This window comes from Microbacterium sp. C-MGS6, from assembly GCF_058140415.1.
On sequence record NZ_CM176934.1, the window covers coordinates 1,623,923 to 1,646,372 of the forward strand.

The following is a 22,450-nucleotide window of genomic DNA, read 5'->3' on the forward strand; positions in this document are numbered from 1 at the left end:
CATGGCGTCCCGGTCTCCGGAGAAGACGCGTCCGAGCGTCTTCTGGCCGCTCGCGGCGATCGTCGTCCCGGTGGTGTCGCTGATCGCGAAGATCCGGATCGTCGGTGCGGAGAAGCTGCCGCGCGAGGGCTCATTCGTCCTCGCGCCGAACCACTACTCGGAGTTCGATCCGCTGATCGTCGCCATGGCGGTCTGGCGGATCGGGCGCGCCCCGCGGTTCATGGCCAAGGAGAGCCTCTTCCGGGTCCCCGTCCTCGGATGGTTCCTGCGCAAGACGGGGATGATCCCGGTCGCGCGCACGTCCTCGGCGTCCTCCGCGAAGCAGACGATGGCCCAGTCGGCGGCTCTCGTGGAGCACGGTCGCGGTGTCATCGTGTACCCGGAGGGCACGCTCACCCGAGACCCCGACATGTGGCCGATGCGCGGCAAGTCGGGAGCGGTGCGGCTCGCCCTCGCCGACGGCATCCCGCTGATCCCGATGGCCCAGTGGGGGACTCAGGCGATCATGGGCCGCTACCAGAAGGGGCTCAGCCTCTGGCCGCTCCGGAAGCCCGTCACCGTGATCATCGGCGACCCCGTCGACGTGTCCGACCTCCGCGGTCGCGCCGGCGAGCCGGCGGCGCTGACGGAGGCCACCAACCGCCTCATGAACGCGATCACCGCGCTGCTGGAGCAGGTGCGCGGCGAGAAGGCCCCCGCGGAGCGCTGGAATCCGGCGAGCCACGGCCAGAAGGAGACCGGACGCCTTGACCCCTAAGAGAACCGCGCCGGCCGGACCCCGCGTCGCCGTGATCGGCGCCGGCAGCTGGGGCACCACGTTCGGCAAGATCCTCGCCGACGGCGGCGCTCACGTGACGATGTGGGCGCGCCGTGCGGAGCTGGCGCACGAGATCGATGAGGCGAAGCGCAACTCGCGCTACCTGCCCGGCATCAACCTGCCCCGCACGATGGCGGCCACGCATGAGCTGGCGACCGCCCTCGAGGGCGTCGACCAGGTGTACCTGTCCGTGCCGAGTCAGTCGCTGCGGGAGAACCTCAAGGCGCTGCGCCCGCTGATCGCTTCGGGCGACGCGAAGATCGTCAGCCTCATGAAGGGCGTCGAGCGTGGCACCGGACTGCGCATGAGTCAGGTGATCCAGCAGGAGCTGCAGTGCGATCCCGACCGGGTCGCCGTCGCCTCCGGCCCCAACCTCGCGCTGGAGATCGCGCGGGAGCAGCCGACCGCGGCCGTGATCTCGTCGCGCAGCCAGGAGACGGCGGACGTCGTGGCCCGCGCCGCGCGCAACTCCTACTTCCGCACGTTCGTGAACACCGACGTCATCGGCACGGAGTTCGGCGGGGTGCTCAAGAACCTCATCGCCGTCGCCATCGGGATCGTCGACGGCGTGGGCTACGGCGAGAACACGAAGGCCTCGATCATCACCCGCGGCCTCGTCGAGATGACCGACTTCGCGGTGGCGAACGGTGCCCAGCCGGAGACCCTGCAGGGACTGGCGGGGCTCGGCGACCTCATCGCGACGTGTCAGTCGCCGCTGAGCCGCAACAACACGGCCGGGCGGCTGCTCGGACAGGGATACAGCTTCCAGGATGTGGTGAAGCAGATGCAGCAGACGGCGGAGGGTCTGGCCTCGGTCGCCCCCGTGCTGCAGCTCGCCCGCGAAGCCGATGTGCACATGCCGATCGTGGAGCAGGTGAAGATGGTGCTCGACGGCAAGATGGATCCCCGGGACATCGCCCCGCATCTGACGACGGACGACGACACCCCGCAGGGGGAGAGGACCAACCATGGACAAGCAGACGGTGGTGGTGCTCTTCGGAGGGCGCTCCAGCGAGCATTCGATCAGTTCCGCAACGGCGGGGGGAGTGCTGGGCGCGATCGATCGTGACCGGTATGCCGTGATCCCGGTGGGGATCACCCGCGAGGGCGCCTTCGTCCTGGAGGACGACGATCCGGCGAAGTTCCCGCTGGACGCCGCGCACCTGCCCGAGGTCGTGGACAACGGCACCCGGGTGCTCTGGCCGGAGCCCGGCGGCGACCGCACTCTGCGCGTCGTGCACCCGGGCGGCGCGACCGAGGGGCTGGGCGAGATCGACGTGGTCCTGCCGATCCTGCACGGACCCCACGGCGAGGACGGCACCATCCAGGGCTACTTCGACACGCTCGAGGTGCCCTATGCCGGCGGCGGCGTGCTCGACTCGGCGCTGTGCATGGACAAGCACTTCATGAAGATCGCGCTGCGGGCCGCTGGCATCTCGGTGGCACCGGGCGTGACCGTGCGCCGCCGCGAGTGGGACGTCGACCCTGCGGCCGTGCGCCGCCGTGCTGTCGAGCTCGGCCTGCCCGTCTTCGTCAAGCCGGCGCGCGCCGGATCGAGCGTCGGCGTCTCGAAGGTGACGGCTCCGGAGGAGCTCGACGCCGCCCTCGCCATCGCCTTCGCCGAGGATGACAAGGTCCTCATCGAGGCCGGTGTCACCGGGCGGGAGATCGAGGTCGCGGTCCTGGAGACCGCCGACGGCGTCCGCGCCTCCCTTCCGGGGGAGATCGTGCTGACCGACCGCGGCTTCTACGACTTCGAGGGCAAGTACCTCGGTGGCGACGGCGTCGATGTGGTGTGCCCCGCGGAGCTGAGCGAGGCGGAGGTGGCGGCCGTCCAGGAGGCCGGCGTGCGTGCCTTCCAGGCGGTGGACGGTCGTGGCCTCGCCCGCGTCGACATGTTCCTCACCCCGGACGGCGAGCTCGTCGTCAACGAGCTCAACACCATGCCCGGATTCACGCCCATCTCGATGTTCCCGAAGTGCTGGGTCGCCTCAGGGCTGAGCTACGGCGATCTCATCACCGAACTGGTCGAGGCGGGTCTGCGCCGCTGACATCGGCGTTCCCTGCGGGCGCTCAGCTCGCGGGGAACTCCACCCGGTCCGTGCACTGCGCGGTGGCCGGTGCGAGTCCGGACTGGATGTTCGACGAGAGGCTGTCGACGATCGACTGGAAGTCGACCTGCTCGCCGCGGCGGATGATGACCTCGATGGCGGGCTCCCGACCGTAGGTGACGAGGCGCTGGCGCTCGTCTTCCTGCTCCAGGACCAACCAGTCGACGCCACCGAGGGTGGTGCAGACGAGGTCGGACGGGGCGGGCGGCTCCACGCCGCAACGCAGGACGACCGTGGGATCGCCCCACGCGCCTGTCGCCTGCGCGTCGGTCCACACCCGCTCGTAGCCGCCGACGGTGTCCGGCAGGAGCACGGAGACGTTCGCGCAGGCCGGGTCGTTCGCGTCCTCCGCGGGCTCGAGATGCACGGTGGTGGAGCATCCGGCGAGTCCGGCGGCGAGGGTGATCGACCCCGCGACGGCAGCGAGGCGGCGGGAACGAAGCATGCATCCAGGCTACCTTTGACGACATGCCCTCCCGACCCGACTCCGACGATCCGCGCCTGGGAGATCTCTCGGAGGGCCGCATCCTCCGCGCCATCCTCCAGCGCACCGCGCCCGGCGCGCACACGCTCCTCGGGCCGGGTGACGACGCCGCCGTCATCGCGGCTCCCTCCGCCTCCGTCGTCGCGACGACCGACACCCTCGTGCACGGGCCGGACTTCCGCCTCGCCTGGACGAGCGGCTACGACCTCGGGTGGAAGGCGGCGGCGGTCAACCTCGCCGACATCGCCGCCATGGGCGCGCGTCCCACCGCCCTGCTCGTGGCTCTCGCCGTGCCGCGTGAGCTCCGGTTGTCCTTCGTGGAGCGCCTGGCTGACGGCTTCCGCGAGGCCTGCGCGGCGCTCGCCCCCGGGTGCGCGGTCGTCGGCGGCGACCTCACGGTGTCCGAGGTGCTCACGGTCGCCGTGACGGCACTGGGCGACCTCGAAGGCCGCCCTCCGGTGACCAGGGCGGGGGCGCGACCGGGCGACGTCGTCGCCGTGGCGGGGGAGCTGGGCCATGCCGCGCACGGACTGGCGGTGCTGTTCGGACGCTTCCGGGACGGCGAGACGCCGGTGCCGGTCGATCCTCCGGCCCTCGCGGCGGGGGAGAGCGCCGCGGTCGCCGCGCAGCTGCGACCATCCCCGCCCATCGGCCTCGGCGTCGCCGCGGCGGCCGCCGGCGCGACCGCGATGATGGACGTCTCGGACGGCCTCGCCCTCGATGCGCGTCGCCTTGCGGAGGCCTCCGGCGTCACCCTCGCGCTGGACGGCGCGGCGCTCGGTGCGAACCCGGAGCGGGCGCTCGCGGGCGGTGAGGACCATGCGCTGCTCGCGACGTTCCCGGACGGCGTGCTGCCGCCGGGGTTCCGCGCGATCGGTGTCGTGCGGTCGCGCGGCGACGAGGACCTGCTCTGCGACGACCGTCCTGTGGATGTGAGCGGCTGGGATCCCTACCGGGACTGGGATTCCGTCTCCGGCTGAACGGCCGCGGACGCCGGCTCGTCGCGGTCCGGCTCGGCCCACCAGAGGGTGGTGTCGCCGTAGGTCTTCTCCCGGAACACGCGGAGCCCGGCCGCCGTGAAGTCGGGGGTCGGGGAACGGCGGGCACGCTCGACGACCACGACGGCGTCGTCGCTGAGCAGCGGAGCGAGGGCGGCCAGGTCACCGTCCATCGCCTCGTCGTCGATGTCGTACGGCGGATCCGTGAACACGAGGTCGTACGACCCGGACGCTCGGCCGAGGAACGCCCGGACGGTCGCCTCCTGGACCTTCGCGGACGCGGCGCCGGATGCCTTCGTCACTGCCGCGACGTTGCGGCGTACGACGGCTGCCGCCTGCCGGTTGCGCTCCACGAGGTCGGCGCTTCGGGCGCCGCGGCTCAGGGCCTCGAGCCCGAGCGCGCCGGAGCCCGCGTAGAGGTCGAGCACCCTGGCACCCGCGATCGCGTCGAGCGACTCCAGGGCGCCGAACAGCGACTCGCGCACGCGATCGCTCGTCGGCCGTGTCCCGGCACCGGGGACGTCGAGCCGGGTGCCGCGTGCCGTTCCGGCGATGATCCTCGTCACCCGTTCACGATACGACAGGGCGCGGGCGGTCGTGTCCGTGCGGTTCCCTAGACTCGGAGCATGTCGCTCACGCTCGAATCCTCGCTGGAGGAGGCCCTCGGTGCGGCGTCGGCCAAGACGCTCGACCGCGCCTTCGGCATGAAGACCGTCGGCGATCTGCTCGCGCACTATCCGCGTCGGTACGCCGACCCCGGCGAGCTCACCCCCATCCGCGACCTCCCCATCGGAGAGACCGTCACCATCGTCGCGGAGGTCCTCTCGTCGAGCTTCCGTCGGATGCGCAACCGGCCGGGAGCCATGGTCGACGTCGTCATCGGCGACGGCGTCGGTCGCATGTCGTTGACCTTCTTCGCGAAGAACGTCGGCGCAGCGGAATGGCGCTCCAAGGATCTGGCGGTCGGACGCCGTGGCGTGTTCTCCGGCAAGGTCGGCGAATTCAACGGGATGACCCAGTTCGCCCACCCGGAGTACGAACTGTTCGACGACGAGGACGCGGCGCGGCGGCGTGCCGATGCCAGGGCAGCCGTGCCGATCCCGATCTACCCGGCCACCTCCGCGATCCAGACGTGGCAGATCGCCCGGCTCGTCGGTCGTGTCCTGGACGACCTCCCGACCGTGCCGGACCCGCTGACCCCGGAGATCCGCACCCGCGAGGAGCTGCTGACGGCGCGGGAGGCGCTGGAGGCGATCCACCGCCCGCGCTCCCGCAACGACATCGATCCCGCGGTGCGCACATTGCGCATGCACGAGGCGCTGACCCTGCAGACGGCCCTGCTCCAGCAGCGTGACGCGGTGCGGGCTCTGGCCGCCACCTCGCGGCCGGCGACCCCAGGCGGCCTCCTGGAACGCTTCGACGCCGCCCTGCCCTATACGCTCACGCCCGACCAGGAGACGGTCGGTGCGCAGATCGCAGACGACCTCGTCGGCTCCTGGCCGATGAACCGACTGGTGCAGGGCGAGGTCGGTTCGGGAAAGACGCTGGTGGCCCTGCGGGCGATGCTGCAGGTCGCCGAGAGCGGGGGACAGGCGGCTCTGATCGCGCCGACGGAGGTCCTCGCGGGGCAGCATCTGCGTTCGATCACGAAGATGCTCGGTCCGCAGCTCGCCCCCCTGCTGATGCCGACCCTGCTCACCGGGCAGATGCCGGCTGCCGACCGTCGCAAGGCCGCGCTGCGCGTCGCCTCCGGCCAGGCGCTGATCGTGGTCGGCACCCATGCGCTCCTCGGGGAGAAGACCACGTTCGCCGACCTCGGGCTGGTCGTGGTCGACGAGCAGCATCGGTTCGGGGTCGAGCAGCGGGAGGCGCTGCGTGCGAAGGGATCCAGCCCGCACGCGCTCGTCCTCACCGCGACGCCCATCCCGCGGACGGTCGCGATGACGGTCTTCGGCGACCTCGACACCTCGGTCATCCGCACGATGCCGGCCGGCCGCGCCGGCATCGAGTCGTACGTCGCGCCGTTGGCCGAGCATCCCGGCTGGTTCAACCGGGTGTGGGAACGGGCAGCGGAGGAGATCGCGCAGGGCCGGCAGGTGTTCGCCGTCTGCGCGGCCATCGACACCGCAGCGAAGACGGCCGAGGCGGGGGAGCAGGCGCTGCTCGCCCCCGAGGGCGGCAAGGGCCCCCGCTGGGGCGTGGTCCAGCTCGACGAGGCCTTGGCCACCCATCCGACCCTCGGCGGGCTCCGGCGGGCGGTGCTCCACGGGAAGATGCCCTCCGAGGAGAAGGACGCCGTCATGCAGGCCTTCGCTCGCGGGGAGATCGACCTCCTCCTCGCGACGACCGTGATCGAGGTGGGCGTGGACGTCCCCAACGCCTCGACAATGATCGTGCTGGACGCGGACCGCTTCGGGGTCTCCCAGCTGCACCAGCTCCGCGGTCGGGTGGGGCGAGGCGGCGTCCCGGGACTCTGCCTGCTTGTGACCGAGGCCGAGGCCGGATCGGTGGCCCGTGAGCGTGTCGACGCGGTCGCCGCCACCCTCGACGGCTTCGCGCTGGCCGAGGTCGACCTCGAACTCCGCGGCGAGGGCGACGTGCTCGGCGCGGCACAGGCCGGTGTGCGGTCGTCCCTCAAACTGCTGCGCGTCGTCAAGGATGCCGCCCTCATCACCCGGGCTCGCGAGCTCGCGGAGGACATCCTCGCCATCGACCCCGAGCTGGCGGCGCATCCCGGGCTCCGGGAGGCCATCGGACGGCGCGTCACCGACGAGGATCGCGCGGCGCTCGCGAAGAACTGATCGCCGTTCCGGGTGCCCTAGGCTGGATGCCATGAGCAGCCGGATCGCCGTCGTCCCGGGTTCCTTCGATCCGCCGACCCTGGGTCACCTCGACGTGATCCGGCGTGCGGCCGCCCTCTACGACGAGCTGCACGTGCTCGTCGTGCACAACCCGGGCAAAGAGGCGATGCTGCCGATCGCGCAGCGGCTGGCACTCCTGGAGCGCTCGATCGCCGAGGACGGCATGGCGGGCGACATCGTCATCGGGTCCTGGAGCATGGGTCTGCTCGTCGACTACGCGCGCGATGTGAACGCCGGCGTGCTCGTGAAGGGGATCCGCTCGCAGGTCGACGTGGCGTACGAGTCGCCGATGGCGATCGTCAACCGGCACCTCGCCGACATCGAGACCGTCTTCCTGCTCCCCGACCCCGCGCATGCGATGGTCTCGAGCTCCCTGGTGCGGCAGGTCGCGAGCCTCGGTGGAGACGTGTCGCCGTTCGTGCCGCCGGCGGTCGCCTCGTTCCTCGACACCGGCGCGCGCGGGATCTGATCCGCGTCCCGCTCCCGGCGGTCTCCCGGCCCTCCTCTCCGGTGACCCGGGTAGCATGGCGGGGTGCGTTCCCGACTCAACAGCCCTTTCGTCCTCCCCGTCCGTGACATCGTCCGGCGCCCGGGGGAGATGCGCGAGCACTCCTTCTCGGTGCCCCTGACGGAGCAGTGGGGGGAGGGGATCGTCTCCTTCGAAGCGGGCTCGGAGCTCGATCTCGACGTGCGCCTGGAGTCCGTCCACGAGGGCATCCTCGTCACCGGAGAGGCGGAGGGCGAGTACGTCGGCGTGTGCGGTCGATGCCTCACCGACATCGCCCGGCCCGTCGAAGTCGAGTTCCAGGAGCTTTTCGCGTATCCTGGTGAGGAAGAAACTGACTTCGAGGTTCAAGACGACCACGTGGATCTTGAAACTCTCGTCAGGGATGCGGCCGTTTTGGCCCTTCCTTTTCAGCCGGTGTGTCAGCCGGATTGCCTCGGGCTCGACCCGGTCACAGGCGAGAGGCTGACCGAGAGCACCGGAACGGAGCAGGCCGCTCCCATCGATCCTCGGTGGAGCGCGCTCCAGCAGATCACAGACCAGGACGGCACGGCAGAACGCGGTGCCGCCGAGAAAGAAGAGAGCTAGTCATGGCTGGTAACCCCCCGAAGCGCAAGGTCTCCCGTTCGAACACCCGCTCGCGCCGCGCGCAGTGGAAGGCGGAGGCCCCCGCGCTCGTCAAGACCATCGAGAACGGCAAGGTCGTCTACAGCCGTCCGCACCAGGCGAAGGTCGTCACCGACTCGCAGGGCACCGAGCTCTTCCTCGAGTACAAGGGCCGCAAGGTCGCCGACGTCTGAGTCGCGAACCGTGACGGAGGTCCCCGGGGGGACGAGGCCTCTCCCAGACAAGCTCCGCGTCGATATCGACGCGGAGCTTCTGGAGTTGGCCCTCACCCACCGCTCCTACGCGTACGAGCACGGCGGCATCCCGCACAACGAGCGTCTCGAGTTCCTCGGCGACTCGGTGCTGGGGCAGGCCGTCACGGTCATGCTGTTCACACGGCACCCCGAGCTCGACGAGGGGGAGCTGGCGAAGCGTCGGGCGAGCGTCGTGTCGACGGTCGCCCTGGCGGAGGTCGCTCGCGGCATCGATCTGGGCAGTCACCTGCTGCTCGGACGCGGTGAGGAGCAGACCGGTGGTCGCGACAAGGACTCGATCCTCGCGGACACCATGGAGGCCGTCATCGGCGCCACCTACCTGTCCGCCGGGCCCGAGGCCGCGACGGCGCTCGTCCTGCGTCTGACCGAGCCGTTGCTCGCCGATCCCGAGCGGTACGGCGCGGCGATGGACCCGAAGACCAGCCTGCAGGAGCTCGCGGCACGCCTCGGCGCCACGCCGCCGCAGTACTCGGTCGAGGCCAGCGGCCCCGACCACGACCGGCGCTTCACCGCGACCGTGGCCGTCGGCGACGTTCGCATGACGGGTGCCGGCAGCAGCAAGAAGACGGCGGAGATGGCGGCGGCACTCAGCGCCTGGCGCACCCTCAGCGAACGTGCCTGAGCTCCCCGAGGTCGAGGTCGTCCGCTCGGGCCTCGCCCCGGCCGCGGTGGACGCCGTCATCACCGGCGTCAGCGTCTTCGACGAACGCGCGCTCACCCGGCACACTGCCGGAGCCGCGGACTTCGTCCAGCGTCTGGAGGGTCGCCGCTTCACCGCGGCCGCGCGGCGGGGCAAGTTCCTCTGGTTGCCGCTCGATTCCGACGACTCCGCTCTGATCACGCATCTGGGCATGAGCGGCCAGATGCTGCTCCGCGCGCCGGACGCTCCATCCGAGCGGCACGAGCGGATCCGTCTGAGTATCGAGCACCCGCGACACGGCGAGCTCGCGATCGTGTTCGCCGATCAGCGCACCTTCGGATCGCTGGCCGTCGACGCCCTCGTCCCCGACGGCCCCTCCCGCATCCCGACACAGGTCGCGCACATCGCACGCGACCCGCTCGACCCGTTCTTCGACGACGCGGTCTTCCGGGCCGCCCTCGCCCGGCGGCACAGCGCGATCAAGCGGGTGCTGCTGGACCAGGGTGTCGTGAGCGGCATCGGCAACATCTACGCCGACGAGTCGCTGTGGGCGGCCCGCATCCATCCGGAGACACCGGCCGACGCCCTGCCGACCCGGGCGGTGAATCGCCTGCTCGCCGAAGTGCGATCCGTGCTGCAGAAGGCTCTCGCCGAGGGCGGCACGAGCTTCGATGCCCAGTACGTCAACGTCAACGGGCAGGCCGGCTACTTCGCGCACTCCTTGAACGCCTACGGTCGTGGTGGGAAGCCCTGCCCGCGCTGCGGCACGCCGATCACCCGTGCCGCCTTCATGAACCGCTCCTCGCACTTCTGCCCGCGCTGCCAGCGGAGGCGCTGACCCGGGCCGGTATCCCCGGCCCGCGACCGCATCACGCCGGAGCGAAAGCACGATCCAGCAGCGGACGGGTCGCCCAGGTGCTCGCCCACACGACTCCGATGCCGACGGCGACGACGGTCGCGATCGTCATCAGCGAGAGGGGCGCGACGATCAGCGCGATCCCCACCAGCGGGAACACGAGCACCGCAGCGCACAGCGCGGATCCCACCGCCGTGACGAGCAGCGGCGACATGATCGCGCGACGGCGCGCGCGGTCCACGGTCTCGACGGGCATACCCAGGTGGTGCAGGCTCCGGTGCAGGTCGCTCTTGTCGAGCACGTCCGAGGCCTGATTCACACCGACGGAGGCGGCAACCATGAGGAACGAGCCGACGAGGGTGATGATGAGCCCGGTGCGGATGTCCTCCGCGAGCGCGATGCTGGAGGGATCGTCACCGGCCCCGATCGTGTCGAGGAGGGCGACGCCGGTGCCGGCGAAGACGGCCATGAAGCTCGCCATCGCGATGCCGCCGACCTGACGCCAGGCCGCCTTCGGAGCGTCGAGCACGAGGCGTGCGGCCAGCAGCCGTTCGGGACGCTCCGCCCGCCGAAGCTGACGTCCCGCCGACACCTTCAGCACCCATGGGCCGAGCACGTTCAGGACCGTGAGGGCGAGCGCGAACGTCGCCGCGAGCACCGCGATCGTCGCCACGATCCCGCCGATCATCGGGAAGACCTTGACGAGCACGAACGCGAAGGCGATGCCCACCACCGCGATGACGGCCCGGACCCAGTGCACGTTCGTCGGCGCCGTGCGCGTTCGGACTCCGAGTGGCGAGATGACGACGCGGCGCAGCCCCACGACGGCACTTCCGGCGGCGAGCACGAGCACGCCGGCCACGACAGCGGCGATCATCACCGGAGGGAGCACGACCGCAGGCAGGCCGAGCGGCTCGCCACGGAACGGGATCAGACCGATGAGCGGGCTCAGGGCCAGATGGCCGCCGACACCGATGATCGCGCCGGTGGCGGCGACGAGGACGGACTCGACGACGGTCGCCGTCGTCACCCCGCCCGGAGTCACCCCGAGCAGACGCAGAGTGGAGAGACGTTCGTCGCGGCGTCGGGCGGACAAGCGGGCGGCGGCGCCGCCGAGCGAGGCCAGCGGCACGACCAGGAGGACCAGGGCGATGGCGGCGAGCGCCTGGTACAGGACGGCCTCGTCGTCGGTCCAGGTCCAGAAGGCCTGGGCCCCGCCGACGACGGTGAGGACGAGGGTCGTGACCACCGCGAAGGCGACGATCGGGAGCGCGAGGACGCTCCGCTGTCCGGGAGCGGGACGCAGGAGCAGGCCGAGGACGGAGAGGTTCACGCGTTCACCGCCGAACCGAGGATGCGGCCGTCCCGGACAGCGACCGTGCGGGTGCAGCGGGCGGCGACGTCGGCGTCGTGCGTGACGACGATGAGGGTGCGGCCCTGTCCGGTCGTGGACCAGAGGAGCGCGTCCATGACCTCGGCGGAGGTGTGCGAGTCCAGGGCGCCGGTCGGCTCGTCGGCGAAGACGAGGTCCGCACCCGTGGCCTGGGCTCTGGCGATGGCCACGCGCTGGGCCTGTCCTCCCGACAGCTCGCCGATGCGCCGTTCCTCCATGCCGCCGAGACCCAGTGCCGCGAGCCACGACGCCGCGTGGGGGAGTGCGTCCTTCTTCGCGACACCGTTGATCATCGAGGCGAGGGCGACGTTCTCCACTGCCGTCAGCTCGGGGATCAGCAGTCCCTGCTGGAAGACGAACCCGAATCGCTCGCGACGCAGCCGGGAGCGCGCCGCCTCGCCGAGCGCGGTCACCTCGATGGGCGTTCCGGTGGACGGGTGGAAGACCACGCGCCCGCTGTCCGGGGCGGTGATGCCCGCCAGCACGTGCAGGAGTGTGGTCTTGCCCGACCCCGACGCTCCCATGATGGCGACGGACTCGCCGCGGTGCACGGTGAGGTCGACTCCGGCGAGGGCGTGTGTGACGCCGTAGGTCTTCACGAGGGCGTGGGCTTCGATCACGGGAGTGTTCATGTTCCCAGCCTCGCCGGAGACCTGTGCCGGTGTCGTCGGTCAGGCGGATGAAGCTGAGCGGTAGCCGTCATCCGAGAGGATGACGGCTACCGCTCGTCCTCAGATCTTCTTCTGCCACGCGCCCGCGTACGACACGGGGACGAAGCCGATCGCCTCGTTGATGTCGAGCATCGGCCGGTTCTCCTCGGCGTTGAACGTGGAGACCACGTCCGAATCCGGGACGAGCTCCCGCCACCGCAGGAGGTTGGCGCACTTCACGATCGTTCCGAGGCGATGGCCGCGGTGGTCCTTGGCGACCAGCGTCCCGAACTGGTGGGTGGTCCCGGTCTTCTCCGCACCGATCAGCAGCTCGTTGTACGCGACGAGGGTGCCGGACGGGACATGCTCCACGGCGACCACGGACACCGTCTGGCCGGCGCCCGTGAGACGAGCATCGCGGCGGACGACCCGATCGGCGTCGTAGACCTCGGCGACGAAGTCCATGTCGCCACTGGGGGCGTCGGTCGACAGTCGGGCGAGCACCGCGGCGTATCCGTCGCGGAACTCCGGCGGGGTGGGCAGCTCCCACTCGACCACGCGGTAGTCCGGACCCGCCGCCGTGAGCGCCGCGCCCAACGCGCGGCGCAGGGGCTCCGGGTCGGCACGCAGGTCGAGCTCGCTGTTGCGCTCCACCTGCTCCAGCGTGAAGCCGCGGGCTTCGACCACGTCGCTCAGCGCTGTCGCCGGGATGCGCCCCCATCCCGTGCGCGGTTGGAGCATGCGGTCGGCCTCCTCGGGGCGGTGGAGGGTCCAGATCTGCAGGACGCTCCGGCCGCGCTCCCTGGCCTCGGTCTCGGCGCGGTCGAGCAGCGCGTCCTCGACACCACGCCCGGTGTGGGCGGCCGGGACGAGGAGGTCGAGCTCGGCGGCGTGCGCGTCCTCCTCCTGTGCGAAGGACACCGTCACCATGCCGATGATGTCGTCCCCCTCGCGCGCCACGAATCCGAGGTCCAGCGCATCGGAGTCGTCCTGCCAGTTGGGCAGCATCTGCGCGGCGTCCGGGGCGAGGTCGGGGAGGCCGACCTGCTCGTCGCAGATCTGTCGATTGAGGGCGCCGTAGGCGCGGAAGTCCGCGGCGTTCGCATCGGCGAGGGTGGCCGGGACGATCAGCGGCGTGATCGTCAGTGCGGCGGTCGTCATGTCGGGTCCTTCGTGTCGGAGGGAGGAGGAGGTGCCGGGTGGCCCGGCGTCCGTCCGCAGCTGTACGGACGGACGCCGGGTCGGCGTCGATGCGGTCGTCATCGTCTGTCAGCGCATTCCGCGCTGCATGTCGTGCATGAGGAGGGCGTGCGCCTCCGCAGCCGAGCGGTGACGCTGCTCTCCGACGAGGAACAGGTCGCCGGGATCGACGGTCCACGACCGGCGCGGACGCCGGGGCCGCTGCGCCCGCTGGAACAGCCAGAGGCCGATCCGGAGCGAGAGGCGGTCCGCGATGCCGAGCTGACGCAGCTCGTCGTCGCGGGGGATCTGGAGGACCTCGCGGTCCTCGGTATCGGGCGGATGGGTGGTGCTGCGTGACAGCGTGATGTTCACGATGGTTCCTTCGAAAGGGATGGATGGGGTGCGGAAGCACCACGTCAGGACCGAGTCGTCGGCCGCGACGGGTGCGGACGAGAGCAGCGCCTGTGGAGCCGCGGAATGCGGAGGCCGGAGGCGGGGATCCATGATCCGAGGGGATCAGAGGGTGGGACGCGACAGAACAGGCGGGAGAAGACCCGGATCGGGTCTGCGTTCCCAGGCTGCGGTTCTAGCCGAGCGAGCCGTGACGGACGCCGGCGGTCACCGATGCCGCGTGGCGCGGCGCAGAGTGCGCAGGCGCGGCGAGGCCAAAGACCTCTGCGGTGTGCTGAGTGATCATCATCGGTAACCTCCTTTCGTGTGGCGATCCGGAGGCCACCGTAGCGAAACTCACAGGAGATCGTCAAGCATTTCGTGCTAGCACCGGCGTGTCGCGATCGAGCCGGGGTCCGTGACGACCGCGCGGGATACCGGCCGTTCCGCGGGATTCCGGTAGCGTAGCGGCGTGAATCTCCCCGGACGAGCGGTCGCCCCATGCACCTGAAGAGCCTGACGCTCAAGGGGTTCAAGTCGTTCGCACAGCCGATGACCTTCGTGTTCGAGCCCGGCGTCACGTGCATCGTCGGACCGAACGGCTCCGGCAAGTCCAACGTCGTCGACGCCCTCGCCTGGGTGATGGGGGAGCAGGGAGCGAAGACGCTCCGCGGCGGGAAGATGGAGGACGTCATCTTCGCCGGCACGTCGACCCGCGGCCCCCTCGGGCGTGCCGAGGTGCAGCTCACCATCGACAATGCGGACGGCGCGCTGCCCATCGAATACGCCGAGGTGACCATCAGCCGCACGCTGTTCCGCAACGGCTCCAGCGAATACGCGATCAATGGGGAGGGCTGCCGTCTCCTCGATGTGCAAGAGCTGCTCAGCGACTCCGGCCTCGGCCGCGAGATGCACGTCATCGTGGGTCAAGGACGGCTCGACACGGTGCTCCAGGCCTCGCCGGAGGATCGACGCGGCTTCATCGAGGAGGCGGCGGGCATCCTCAAGCACCGTCGGCGCAAGGAGAAGACGCTGCGCAAGCTCGACGCGATGGAGGCCAACCTCACGCGTCTGAGCGATCTCGCGGGGGAGATCCGCCGCCAGCTCAAGCCGCTCGGCCGCCAGGCCGAGATCGCGCGCGAGGCGCAGACCATCGCCGCCGTCGTCCGCGATGCCAAGGCCCGACTGTTCGCCGACGACGTCGTTGCGCTGCGCACAGCCCTCGCCGACCACACCCGGACCGAGCAGGAGCGGCACACCGAGCGCCTGGTGCTGTCCGACCAGGCCGAGACCGTGCGCGCCGGGATCGCTCGGCTGGAGAAGAACCAGAACTCGATCGCCGTCGACGAGGCGCGCAGCGTCGCCTTCGGGCTCGAGCAGGTGCAGGAGCGGGTGCGCGGGCTCTACACTCTCGCCAACCAGCGCCTCGCGCTTCTCGGGTCCGAGGAAGACGACGCGGCCGTGACCGCGGTGACCGTCACACAGGCGACGATCGACGAGGCGAAGGAGGACATCGAGACGATCTCGTCCGGCCTCGGCGATGCGCAGGACGCCGCGGCTGCGGCGAGTCGCGAGGTCGTGAACGCCCGCGCCGAGCTCGACACGCTCGACGTGGACATCGCGGAGCAGAGCGCGCTCGTCTCCGAGTACGACATGCGACTGTCCTCGCTCCGCGGGAACGCCGATGCGGCGGCATCGGCCCTGGCCGCCGTCCGCGGCGCCGTGCTCCGCCAGGAGAACGCCCTCGAAGCCGCGCACGCCCGGCGACGAGAGGCCGAAGAAGCCCTGGAGGCGATCGACGACGCCGAGGCCCCCGAGGGCACGGCCGTCGAGTACGCCGCGGCCTACGAGAGCGCTCAGCGTGCGGCGACGGCGGCGGAGGCGGAACGGGAGAGCCTGCGCGAACGGCTGCATGCCGCCGAGCGCGAGGTCGACGCCCTCACCGCGAAGGCCGCCGCCCTGAGCAGTGCCCTGTCGCTGTCGGGAGGCGCCGCCGAGATCGTCGCCGAGGGGGGTCCAGGGGTCCGCGGTCTCGTCGGTGATGCCGTGCAGGTGCGGGCGGGATACGAAGCCGCGATCGCGGCCGTCCTCGGTCCGCTGGCCGAGGGTGTGCTGGTCGGTTCCGCGGAGGATGCGTTCATCCTCGCGGCGGAGGCCGCAGAGCGCCGCCGGGGCGTGGTCGACTTCGTGGTCGCCGATGCCCCGAGGGAGCAGCCGACACCCCCGGCCGTCGACGGCGTGATCGCCGCGACGGAGACGGTGACCGCGCCGGACGGGATCCTCGGCATCCTGGCGCACGTTCTCATCGCCGACGACCTCGATGCGGCGCGTGCCGCGCGGCGCGTTCTCGACGCGAGAGGCGACACCTCGACCACGATCGTGACCACCGGCGGCGACGTCATCACCGCTCAGACCCTGCGCACGGGTTCCGGAGGGGAGCGTTCGCGCCTCGAACTCGCGGCGGAGCGGGACACCGCGACCGAGCGGCTCACCGAGATCCAGGTCGTCGTCGACTCCCTCCGCGAGGCGCGTATCGACGCCGACGAGGCCGTGGAGGAGACGCGGCGTCAGGCGAAGGACGCGCTGCGCGCGTTGCGCGAGCACGACGCCGCCCTCGCGACGCACGCGGAGCAGCTCAACAAGGTGACCGTGCGTCACGAGGCCGCTGTCGCCGAATGCGATCGCCTGGAGACCGGACTCGCCCAGGCGCAGGCCGCCGTGGCCGACGCGGAGGCGAAGGCGGAGGCGGCGAAGGCGGAGCTCGATGCCGCGGTCGCCGCACCGCGTCCGGTGCTCGACGCCTCGGCGCGCGACGGTCTGTTGGAGGCACTGGAGAGCGCCCGCGAGGGCGAGGTCCGGGCTCGTCTGGAGGTCGAGACCCTGCGGGAGCGGGTCCGGGCGGCGCAGTCCCGGGTGACCGCATTGGAGCGGCAGCGCGAGCAGGAGCGGGACGCCGCGGCAGAGGCCGCCCGACGCGCCGTCATCCGCCGGGCGCAGCGCGAGGCGGCATCCGGAGTCGTGGACGAGCTGCCGCGCATCCTCGACTCCCTCGACCGCTCCGTGACCGAAGCCCGCGTCGCTCTCGCGGAGGCGGAAGCCGCCCGGTCGGCGCAGAACGAGGAGCTCGTCGCGCTGCGCGCCCAGGAGTCGTCGCTGCGGGAGCGTCTGGCCGGGCTCACGGAGAGCGTTCACGGCCTGGAACTGCAGATCCACGAGAAGAAGCTCCACCTGAACAGCCTGTTGGAGCGCGTCTCCTCGGAACTCGCGCTCGACGAGGACGTGCTCGTCGCCGAGTATGGGCCGGACCAGCTCGTGCCGCGGGATCCCGGGGCGGAGCCGGCCGATGGCGAGCTGCTCGACGACACCGCGATCCCGTTCGACCGCCGCATCCAGCAGCGGCGTCTCGCGGACGCGGAGCGGAAGCTCGCGCAGCTCGGGCGGGTCAACCCGCTGGCACTGGAGGAGTTCGCCGCCCTGGAGCAGCGTCACGCGTTCCTCACCACGCAGCTCACGGACCTGACGCAGACCCGGCAGGATCTGCTGACCATCATCGCCGACCTCGACGAGCGCATGCAGACGATCTTCGCCAGCGCGTTCGAGGACACCAAGGAGGCGTTCGGCCAGGTCTTCCCGCTGCTGTTCCCCGGCGGCACCGGCAGCATCTCGCTGACCGATCCGGACAACATGCTGACGACGGGCATCGAGGTCTCGGTCCGTCCCGTCGGGAAGAAGATCGAGCGGCTGTCGCTGCTGTCCGGCGGCGAGCGGTCCCTGGCCGCGGTGGCGCTCCTGGTGGCGATCTTCAAGGCGCGTCCCAGCCCGTTCTACATCCTCGACGAGGTCGAGGCCGCCCTTGATGACGCGAACCTGGGCCGGCTCCTCACCGTCTTCGAGCAGCTGCGGGAGAGCTCCCAGCTCCTCGTCATCACGCACCAGAAGCGGACGATGGAGATCGCCGACGCGCTCTACGGCGTGTCGATGCGTCAGGACGGCGTCTCGGCCGTGGTGGGTCAGCGCGTCGGCGACCGCGCCGCCGCCGCCGTCTGAGTCCTGCCGCCCTCCCTCGGCGCGCACAGCTTCGGAGATCATGGCCCTCATCCGGCGTGTCGATGGTCGGATCCGGCGTGTCGCCCGCGGTCTCCGAAGCTGTGACCGGACGGACGGGGCCGGGTCACATCGCGAGGGAGCGTTCGAAGCCCGTGATCACAGTCGGGAAGTCGGGATGGTCCTGCGGGCGGTGAGCGAAGCCGGGGAGCATCATGTGGTCGGCTCCGACGTCGACGAGCCTGCTGGCGATGATCTCGTACTCCTCGTTCCATCCGCCGGTGACCACGAGGGTCGGCACGCCGGCGAGACAACGCTCCCGGATGCCGTGACCCCAGGGAAGGTTCGTGGTCGCCCACCGCTGCGCGACCGCGCGCTCGTCCTCCCAGCGCTCCCGGGTGGACGGGCCTCCGAACATGAGCGGGCGCAGGATGGACCAGAAGCCGAAGAGGTCGCCCTGCGTCACCCTCGCCCGTGCCTCCGTCACCACCGCGATATGCCGCTCGATCGGAGCTTCACCGCGGGCGATGTCGTACAGGGCGGGCTCGACGAGGACGAGGCCGGACACCCGCAGGCCGTCGGCGACGGCGCGGACGGCGGTCACCGCGCCGATCGAGTGCGCGAACACGAGCGGCGTCCGGTCATGCTCTCCCTCGACGAGAGCGCCCGCCTGCGCTTTGACGGACGACTCCGGCGGGAAGCTGAGGAAGGTCCCCGACTCCGGATCCTGCGAGGGCCACGCGGTGGTGCCGCGTCTCCCGGCACCGTGCAGGAACACCCGGTGCGGGAGCGGCGCGCGGTGCATCCCTGGATGCTACCCGTAGGCTGGACGCATGGCAGAGAAGTCCTGGTCTCTCGGTCGCGCGCTGCGCGGCATGTTCGTGAAGCCCACCATCGACGAGACGACGTGGGAAGACCTGGAGACGGCGCTCATCACGGCGGACTTCGGCCCCGACATCAGCGAACGCATCGTCGAAGAGCTGCGCGACAAGGTCGCGAAGTACCGCACCACCGACCCCAAGGACCTGCAGCGCATGTTGCGGGAGACCCTGGAGGAGCACTTCGCGAAGTTCGACACCACTCTGAAGCTCACCGAGCGGCCCGCCGTGGTCCTCGTCGTGGGTGTGAACGGCGTGGGCAAGACGACGACGATCGGGAAGTTCACGAAGTTCCTTCGCGGCTACCAGCGGAGCGTGGTGGTGGGGGCTGCCGACACCTTCCGTGCGGCCGCCGTCGACCAGCTCGCCACCTGGGCCCAGCGCGGGGGAGCGGCGATCGTCCGCCCGCAGCAGGAGGGGCAGGACCCGGCCTCCGTCGCCTTCCAGACCGTCGAATACGCGAAGCGCGAGGGTATGGAGATCGCGATCATCGACACGGCGGGACGCCTGCACACCAAGGGCGGACTCATGGACGAACTGGGCAAGATCCGCCGTGTCGTCGAGAAGCAGGCTCCCATCAGCGAGGTGCTCCTGGTCCTCGATGCGACGACGGGGCAGAACGGCGTCATGCAGGCGGAGACCTTCCTGCAGCACGCCGGCGTCACAGGTCTCGTGCTCACCAAGCTCGACGGCTCGGCCAAGGGCGGCTTCGTGCTCGCGGTGCAGGAGCGCACGGGCATCCCGGTGAAGCTCCTCGGCCAGGGCGAGGGCATCGACGATCTGACCGGTTTCACGCCGCACGTGTTCGTGCAGGCGCTGGTCGGCTGACACAGGGCTTCCGCCCCGAGCACCAGGCTGGTTTCATAGCGTTATGGCGATCGAACACGACTACTTCGGACTGCTGTCGTCGGGCCCCGACGGCTCGATCTTCTGGTCGGAGACGGTCGAACTCGGCGACCAGAGCGTGACCGTGGACCTGACGGCTCCGGACCAGGACGACGTCTCCGCCGACGCCCTCGACATCGCCGCCGGACTCATCGCCGGTCTGGAGAACGTGGACGCGACCGCGCGCCGCGGAATGCTCGCCGAGGTGGACGACCGCACGAGTGAGGTGACCGAGTACATCCTGCAGCAGCAGGAGGTGTTCGGCGACGACCTCCCCGACGTCCTCATCGACGTGTCCGGGGACGCGGCCGTGGACATCATCCGGTCGCTGCGCCTGATGAGCATGACGATCCTCGCCGACGAGCATGGCGGCTCCGAGCCGTTCGCCGTCCTGGAGTACGCGCTCGATGACAGCGCCACCGACGACGTGCTGCTCGTGAACCTCGGTTCCGACGGCAGCGTGCAGTCGGTGATGAGCGCCGACTGACCGCCGCCCGTCAGACGGCCTGCGCGAACCCGAGGTCGGCGCTGTCCGCGATGTGCGCGAGATGAGCGGGGATCTCCCGTCCCTTCGAGGTCATCGACTGCGCCCAGAGCCGCCCGGCGCGGTACGAGGAGCGCACGAGAGGACCGGCGAGCACCCCGAGGAAGCCGATCCGCTCCGCCTCCTCCTTGAACTCGACGAACTCGGCGGGCTTCACCCACCGGGAGACCGGAAGGTGCCGCGGCGTCGGGCGGAGGTACTGGGTGATGGTGATGATGTCGCAGCCGGCGTCGTGGAGGTCCTGCAGCGCCTGGACGACCTCCTCCGGCTCCTCGCCCATGCCGAGGATGAGGTTCGACTTCGTGATGAGTCCGGCATCGCGAGCCTGCGTGAGCACGTTCAGCGAGCGCTCGTAGCGGAACGCGGGGCGGATGCGCTTGAAGATGCGGGGCACGGTCTCCACGTTGTGCGCGAACACCTCGGGGCGTGCATCGAAGATCTGGCCGAGGAAGGTGGGGTCGGCGTTGTGCTCGTTCGCCAGCAGCTCCACTCCGGTGTTCGGGTTGAGCTCGTGGATCTTCCGCACCGTCTCGGCATTGAGCCAGGCTCCGGTATCGGGGAGGTCGTCGCGGGCCACGCTCGTCACGGTCGCGTAGCGGAGGTTCATCCGCTGCACGCTCTCGGCGACGCGTCGTGGCTCGTCGGTGTCGTAGTCCGCGGGCTTGCCGGTGTCGATCTGGCAGAAGTCGCAGCGGCGCGTGCACTGCGACCCGCCGATGAGGAAGGTCGCCTCGCGGTCTTCCCAGCACTCGTAGATGTTCGGGCAGCCGGCCTCCTGGCACACGGTGTGCAGGTCCTCGCTCTTCACGAGGGAATGCAGCGCCGAGTACTCCGGCCCCATCTTGGCCTTGGTCTTGATCCACTCGGGCTTGCGCTCGATCGGGGTCTCGGCGTTGCGGATCTCGAGGCGGAGGAGCTTGCGCCCCTCGGGGGCGGCGGTCATGCCGGGACTCCTGTCAGGTCGGGTGCGTGGGCGGTGCGGAAGGCGTCCTGCACGGCGTCGACGAGGTCGAGCGGGCCGACCACGCGGCCGGACACCTCGCTCACCGTGGTCACGCCGGCGTCGGTGATGCCGCAGGGGATGATGTCGCGGAAGGGCGCGAGGCTGTTGTCGCAGTTGATGGCGAAACCGTGCATGGTGACGCCCTGCTGCACGCGCACGCCGATCGCGGCCACCTTGTCCTCCGACAGCGGTCGACGCACCCACACCCCGCTCCGCCCCTCGACCTGGTGACCGTCGACTCCGAACGGGCGCAGCACCTCGATGAGGATCCGCTCCAGACGCCGCACGTGCGCGACCACGTCCATCGGCTCCGGCAGCCGGAAGATCGGGTAGCCGACGAGTTGCCCCGGCCCATGCCAGGTGATCTTCCCGCCCCGGTCGACGTCGATGACCGGGGTCCCGTCCTGGGGGCGCTCGTGGTCCTCCGTGCGCTTCCCCGCGGTGTACACGGCCGCGTGCTCGAGCAGGATGAGGGTGTCCGGGCGGGCGCCGGAGACCACGTCCGCGTGCACGCGGCGCTGCAGGGCCCAGCCCTCTTCATAGGGGACGGGGGTCGGCATGAAGCCGGGAGTGAGGATGTCGAGCATGTGTCGTCGCTTCCCTCGAATACATGGATTGCGTCCAACAATACATCCTCGTCCGGGCCGCGGCGTCCCGCGCGGTACCGTGAAGTCATGAACCGGACTGGTCGCGCCGGCCGCCCGAAGGCTTCCTCGCGCGAGACCCTCGCCGAGGCCGCCTGCGAGCTCTTCCTGGAGCGCGGGTACGAGGCCGCCTCCATCGCCGACATCACCCAGCGGGCGGGGGTCAGCCGGTCGAGCTTCTTCAATTACTTCACGTCGAAGAGCGACGTGCTGTGGTCCGGCATCGACGAGCGCATCGGCGTCGCGATCGCCGCGCTGGACGACCTCGGCCGCGAGGCCACGGGGACGCGGGTGCGCGGGATCCTGCAGGGGATCGTGGACGATTTCGCCCCGGATCCGTTGGCGTTGGCGCTGCGGAATGCGGAGGCCATGGCGCTCGAGGTGGAGCTGGTGCGGGAGACGGGTGTCCGTCTGGCCCGCCTCGCCGCCGCGGTCTCCCGTGCGGCGTGCGCGGCGGGTATCGATGTGATGCGTGCGGACGTGCTGGGAGCGGCGCAGGCGGCCGCCGTCCTGTCCGCCCTGCGCGTCTGGGCCGAGGAGGGGGCAGGCCGCGGCACGCCGGAGTCCGTGCTCCGCGAGGCGCTCGCCCGCGTGCACGATCTGCCCTGGGGGGAGTGACGCGCGGACGGATCGGTGTCGGCCGGACACGTCAGTGATGAAGGCATCCCTGACGAGGAGGACACC

Annotated in this window: 23 protein-coding genes; 14 read left to right on the forward strand and 9 right to left on the reverse strand. The window is 70.8% G+C overall.

All coding sequences use genetic code 11. From position 1 onward, the window contains the following. The first annotated feature begins 1 nt into the window (after window position 1). From AC3B5L_RS07775 to AC3B5L_RS07785, 3 genes are read left to right on the forward strand one after another with little or no spacing between them, the layout of a single operon-like run. A complete protein-coding gene (locus AC3B5L_RS07775; protein ID WP_187663958.1) occupies window positions 2-757 on the forward strand; it encodes a lysophospholipid acyltransferase family protein in 756 nt (251 codons plus the stop codon). Continuing rightward, entirely contained in the window at window positions 747-1,886 is a 1,140-nt protein-coding gene (locus tag AC3B5L_RS07780; RefSeq protein ID WP_259951679.1) for an NAD(P)H-dependent glycerol-3-phosphate dehydrogenase, read from the forward strand. The genes AC3B5L_RS07775 and AC3B5L_RS07780 overlap by 11 nt, the downstream gene beginning before the upstream one ends. Then, entirely contained in the window at window positions 1,786-2,868 is a 1,083-nt protein-coding gene (locus AC3B5L_RS07785) for a D-alanine--D-alanine ligase family protein (RefSeq protein WP_259951678.1), read from the forward strand. Before AC3B5L_RS07780 ends, AC3B5L_RS07785 begins: the two co-directional genes overlap by 101 nt. Window positions 2,869-2,890: 22 nt before the next feature. Here AC3B5L_RS07785 and AC3B5L_RS07790 read toward each other — a convergent pair whose 3' ends face one another. After that, window positions 2,891-3,373, reverse strand: a complete 483-nt coding sequence (locus AC3B5L_RS07790) for a DUF3515 family protein (protein ID WP_280569499.1) — start codon at window positions 3,371-3,373, stop codon at window positions 2,891-2,893. Between the two features lie 23 nt (window positions 3,374-3,396). Between AC3B5L_RS07790 and thiL the strand changes: the two genes are divergently transcribed. Continuing rightward, the gene (gene thiL / locus AC3B5L_RS07795; RefSeq protein WP_259951675.1) at window positions 3,397-4,392 is read left to right on the forward strand and encodes a thiamine-phosphate kinase; all 996 of its coding nucleotides are present in this window, start codon (window positions 3,397-3,399) and stop codon (window positions 4,390-4,392) included. Here the strand turns inward: thiL and rsmD are convergent. Next, on the reverse strand, window positions 4,362-4,976 hold the full coding sequence (rsmD, locus tag AC3B5L_RS07800; RefSeq protein ID WP_259951674.1) for a 16S rRNA (guanine(966)-N(2))-methyltransferase RsmD: 615 nt from the start codon (window positions 4,974-4,976) through the stop codon (window positions 4,362-4,364). The genes thiL and rsmD overlap by 31 nt on opposite strands. A 60-nt stretch (window positions 4,977-5,036) precedes the next feature. On the opposite strand from rsmD, the gene AC3B5L_RS07805 reads away from it, so the two are divergent. From AC3B5L_RS07805 to mutM, 6 genes are all read left to right on the forward strand, one after another. After that, window positions 5,037-7,211 carry an ATP-dependent DNA helicase RecG gene (locus AC3B5L_RS07805; protein ID WP_187663964.1) on the forward strand — a complete coding sequence of 725 codons (2,175 nt, stop codon included), beginning with the start codon at window positions 5,037-5,039 and terminating at the stop codon, window positions 7,209-7,211. Between the two features lie 31 nt (window positions 7,212-7,242). After that, the gene (gene coaD / locus AC3B5L_RS07810) at window positions 7,243-7,740 is read left to right on the forward strand and encodes a pantetheine-phosphate adenylyltransferase (RefSeq protein WP_187663965.1); all 498 of its coding nucleotides are present in this window, start codon (window positions 7,243-7,245) and stop codon (window positions 7,738-7,740) included. Between the two features lie 129 nt (window positions 7,741-7,869). Next, on the forward strand, window positions 7,870-8,364 hold the full coding sequence (locus AC3B5L_RS07815; protein WP_025103319.1) for a YceD family protein: 495 nt from the start codon (window positions 7,870-7,872) through the stop codon (window positions 8,362-8,364). A gap of 2 nt (window positions 8,365-8,366) precedes the next feature. Then, window positions 8,367-8,576: a 50S ribosomal protein L32 gene (gene rpmF / locus AC3B5L_RS07820; protein WP_013586329.1), complete on the forward strand. Its 210-nt coding sequence runs from the start codon at window positions 8,367-8,369 to the stop codon at window positions 8,574-8,576. A 10-nt stretch (window positions 8,577-8,586) separates the two neighbouring features. Continuing rightward, entirely contained in the window at window positions 8,587-9,279 is a 693-nt protein-coding gene (rnc, locus tag AC3B5L_RS07825; protein WP_060923098.1) for a ribonuclease III, read from the forward strand. Then, a complete protein-coding gene (gene mutM, locus AC3B5L_RS07830) occupies window positions 9,272-10,135 on the forward strand; it encodes a bifunctional DNA-formamidopyrimidine glycosylase/DNA-(apurinic or apyrimidinic site) lyase (protein ID WP_490096370.1) in 864 nt (287 codons plus the stop codon). Before rnc ends, mutM begins: the two co-directional genes overlap by 8 nt. A gap of 31 nt (window positions 10,136-10,166) precedes the next feature. Here mutM and AC3B5L_RS07835 read toward each other — a convergent pair whose 3' ends face one another. The 4 genes from AC3B5L_RS07835 to AC3B5L_RS07850 form a co-directional block, all read right to left on the reverse strand. Next, window positions 10,167-11,486, reverse strand: a complete 1,320-nt coding sequence (locus tag AC3B5L_RS07835; RefSeq protein ID WP_187663967.1) for an FtsX-like permease family protein — start codon at window positions 11,484-11,486, stop codon at window positions 10,167-10,169. Continuing rightward, entirely contained in the window at window positions 11,483-12,178 is a 696-nt protein-coding gene (locus AC3B5L_RS07840) for an ABC transporter ATP-binding protein (RefSeq protein WP_187663968.1), read from the reverse strand. The genes AC3B5L_RS07835 and AC3B5L_RS07840 overlap by 4 nt, the downstream gene beginning before the upstream one ends. A gap of 99 nt (window positions 12,179-12,277) precedes the next feature. Then, complete coding sequence (locus tag AC3B5L_RS07845) at window positions 12,278-13,357, reverse strand: GNAT family N-acetyltransferase (protein ID WP_187663969.1); 1,080 nt, start codon at window positions 13,355-13,357, stop codon at window positions 12,278-12,280. 108 nt (window positions 13,358-13,465) lie between these two features. Next, window positions 13,466-13,750, reverse strand: coding sequence for a hypothetical protein (locus AC3B5L_RS07850; RefSeq protein WP_187663970.1), 285 nt, complete (start codon window positions 13,748-13,750; stop codon window positions 13,466-13,468). Between the two features lie 519 nt (window positions 13,751-14,269). Here AC3B5L_RS07850 and smc point away from each other — a divergent pair. Beyond that, window positions 14,270-17,815: a chromosome segregation protein SMC gene (smc, locus tag AC3B5L_RS07855; RefSeq protein WP_490096371.1), complete on the forward strand. Its 3,546-nt coding sequence runs from the start codon at window positions 14,270-14,272 to the stop codon at window positions 17,813-17,815. A gap of 124 nt (window positions 17,816-17,939) precedes the next feature. On the opposite strand, the gene AC3B5L_RS07860 is transcribed toward smc, so the two are convergent. Then, window positions 17,940-18,617 (reverse strand): alpha/beta hydrolase, encoded by a 678-nt coding sequence (locus AC3B5L_RS07860; protein WP_490096372.1) that lies wholly within the window; start codon window positions 18,615-18,617, stop codon window positions 17,940-17,942. 28 nt (window positions 18,618-18,645) lie between these two features. On the opposite strand from AC3B5L_RS07860, the gene ftsY reads away from it, so the two are divergent. Next, window positions 18,646-19,518: a signal recognition particle-docking protein FtsY gene (ftsY, locus tag AC3B5L_RS07865; protein WP_025103328.1), complete on the forward strand. Its 873-nt coding sequence runs from the start codon at window positions 18,646-18,648 to the stop codon at window positions 19,516-19,518. A gap of 43 nt (window positions 19,519-19,561) precedes the next feature. Further along, window positions 19,562-20,062 (forward strand): DUF2004 domain-containing protein, encoded by a 501-nt coding sequence (locus AC3B5L_RS07870; protein WP_060922216.1) that lies wholly within the window; start codon window positions 19,562-19,564, stop codon window positions 20,060-20,062. A gap of 10 nt (window positions 20,063-20,072) precedes the next feature. On the opposite strand, the gene lipA is transcribed toward AC3B5L_RS07870, so the two are convergent. Beyond that, on the reverse strand, window positions 20,073-21,062 hold the full coding sequence (gene lipA / locus AC3B5L_RS07875) for a lipoyl synthase (RefSeq protein WP_490096373.1): 990 nt from the start codon (window positions 21,060-21,062) through the stop codon (window positions 20,073-20,075). Then, entirely contained in the window at window positions 21,059-21,709 is a 651-nt protein-coding gene (gene lipB, locus AC3B5L_RS07880; RefSeq protein WP_187663974.1) for a lipoyl(octanoyl) transferase LipB, read from the reverse strand. The genes lipA and lipB overlap by 4 nt, the downstream gene beginning before the upstream one ends. Before the next feature lie 87 nt (window positions 21,710-21,796). Between lipB and AC3B5L_RS07885 the strand changes: the two genes are divergently transcribed. Further along, window positions 21,797-22,384 carry a TetR/AcrR family transcriptional regulator gene (locus AC3B5L_RS07885; protein WP_490096374.1) on the forward strand — a complete coding sequence of 196 codons (588 nt, stop codon included), beginning with the start codon at window positions 21,797-21,799 and terminating at the stop codon, window positions 22,382-22,384. The last annotated feature ends 66 nt before the right edge of the window (window positions 22,385-22,450 follow it).

What these genes read in the sequence shown, in the direction of transcription:
- AC3B5L_RS07775 (WP_187663958.1), top strand. Translation starts at nt 2, where the DNA reads ATGGCGTCCCGGTCTCCGGAGAAGACGCGTCCGAGCGTCTTCTGGCCG.
- AC3B5L_RS07785 (WP_259951678.1), top strand. Translation starts at nt 1,786, where the DNA reads ATGGACAAGCAGACGGTGGTGGTGCTCTTCGGAGGGCGCTCCAGCGAG.
- AC3B5L_RS07790 (WP_280569499.1), bottom strand. Translation starts at nt 3,373, where the DNA reads ATGCTTCGTTCCCGCCGCCTCGCTGCCGTCGCGGGGTCGATCACCCTC.
- thiL (WP_259951675.1), top strand. Translation starts at nt 3,397, where the DNA reads ATGCCCTCCCGACCCGACTCCGACGATCCGCGCCTGGGAGATCTCTCG.
- AC3B5L_RS07805 (WP_187663964.1), top strand. Translation starts at nt 5,037, where the DNA reads ATGTCGCTCACGCTCGAATCCTCGCTGGAGGAGGCCCTCGGTGCGGCG.
- coaD (WP_187663965.1), top strand. Translation starts at nt 7,243, where the DNA reads ATGAGCAGCCGGATCGCCGTCGTCCCGGGTTCCTTCGATCCGCCGACC.
- AC3B5L_RS07815 (WP_025103319.1), top strand. Translation starts at nt 7,870, where the DNA reads ATGCGCGAGCACTCCTTCTCGGTGCCCCTGACGGAGCAGTGGGGGGAG.
- rpmF (WP_013586329.1), top strand. Translation starts at nt 8,367, where the DNA reads ATGGCTGGTAACCCCCCGAAGCGCAAGGTCTCCCGTTCGAACACCCGC.
- AC3B5L_RS07840 (WP_187663968.1), bottom strand. Translation starts at nt 12,178, where the DNA reads ATGAACACTCCCGTGATCGAAGCCCACGCCCTCGTGAAGACCTACGGC.
- AC3B5L_RS07845 (WP_187663969.1), bottom strand. Translation starts at nt 13,357, where the DNA reads ATGACGACCGCCGCACTGACGATCACGCCGCTGATCGTCCCGGCCACC.
- smc (WP_490096371.1), top strand. Translation starts at nt 14,270, where the DNA reads ATGCACCTGAAGAGCCTGACGCTCAAGGGGTTCAAGTCGTTCGCACAG.
- AC3B5L_RS07860 (WP_490096372.1), bottom strand. Translation starts at nt 18,617, where the DNA reads ATGCACCGCGCGCCGCTCCCGCACCGGGTGTTCCTGCACGGTGCCGGG.
- ftsY (WP_025103328.1), top strand. Translation starts at nt 18,646, where the DNA reads ATGGCAGAGAAGTCCTGGTCTCTCGGTCGCGCGCTGCGCGGCATGTTC.
- AC3B5L_RS07870 (WP_060922216.1), top strand. Translation starts at nt 19,562, where the DNA reads ATGGCGATCGAACACGACTACTTCGGACTGCTGTCGTCGGGCCCCGAC.
- lipA (WP_490096373.1), bottom strand. Translation starts at nt 21,062, where the DNA reads ATGACCGCCGCCCCCGAGGGGCGCAAGCTCCTCCGCCTCGAGATCCGC.
- lipB (WP_187663974.1), bottom strand. Translation starts at nt 21,709, where the DNA reads ATGCTCGACATCCTCACTCCCGGCTTCATGCCGACCCCCGTCCCCTAT.
- AC3B5L_RS07885 (WP_490096374.1), top strand. Translation starts at nt 21,797, where the DNA reads ATGAACCGGACTGGTCGCGCCGGCCGCCCGAAGGCTTCCTCGCGCGAG.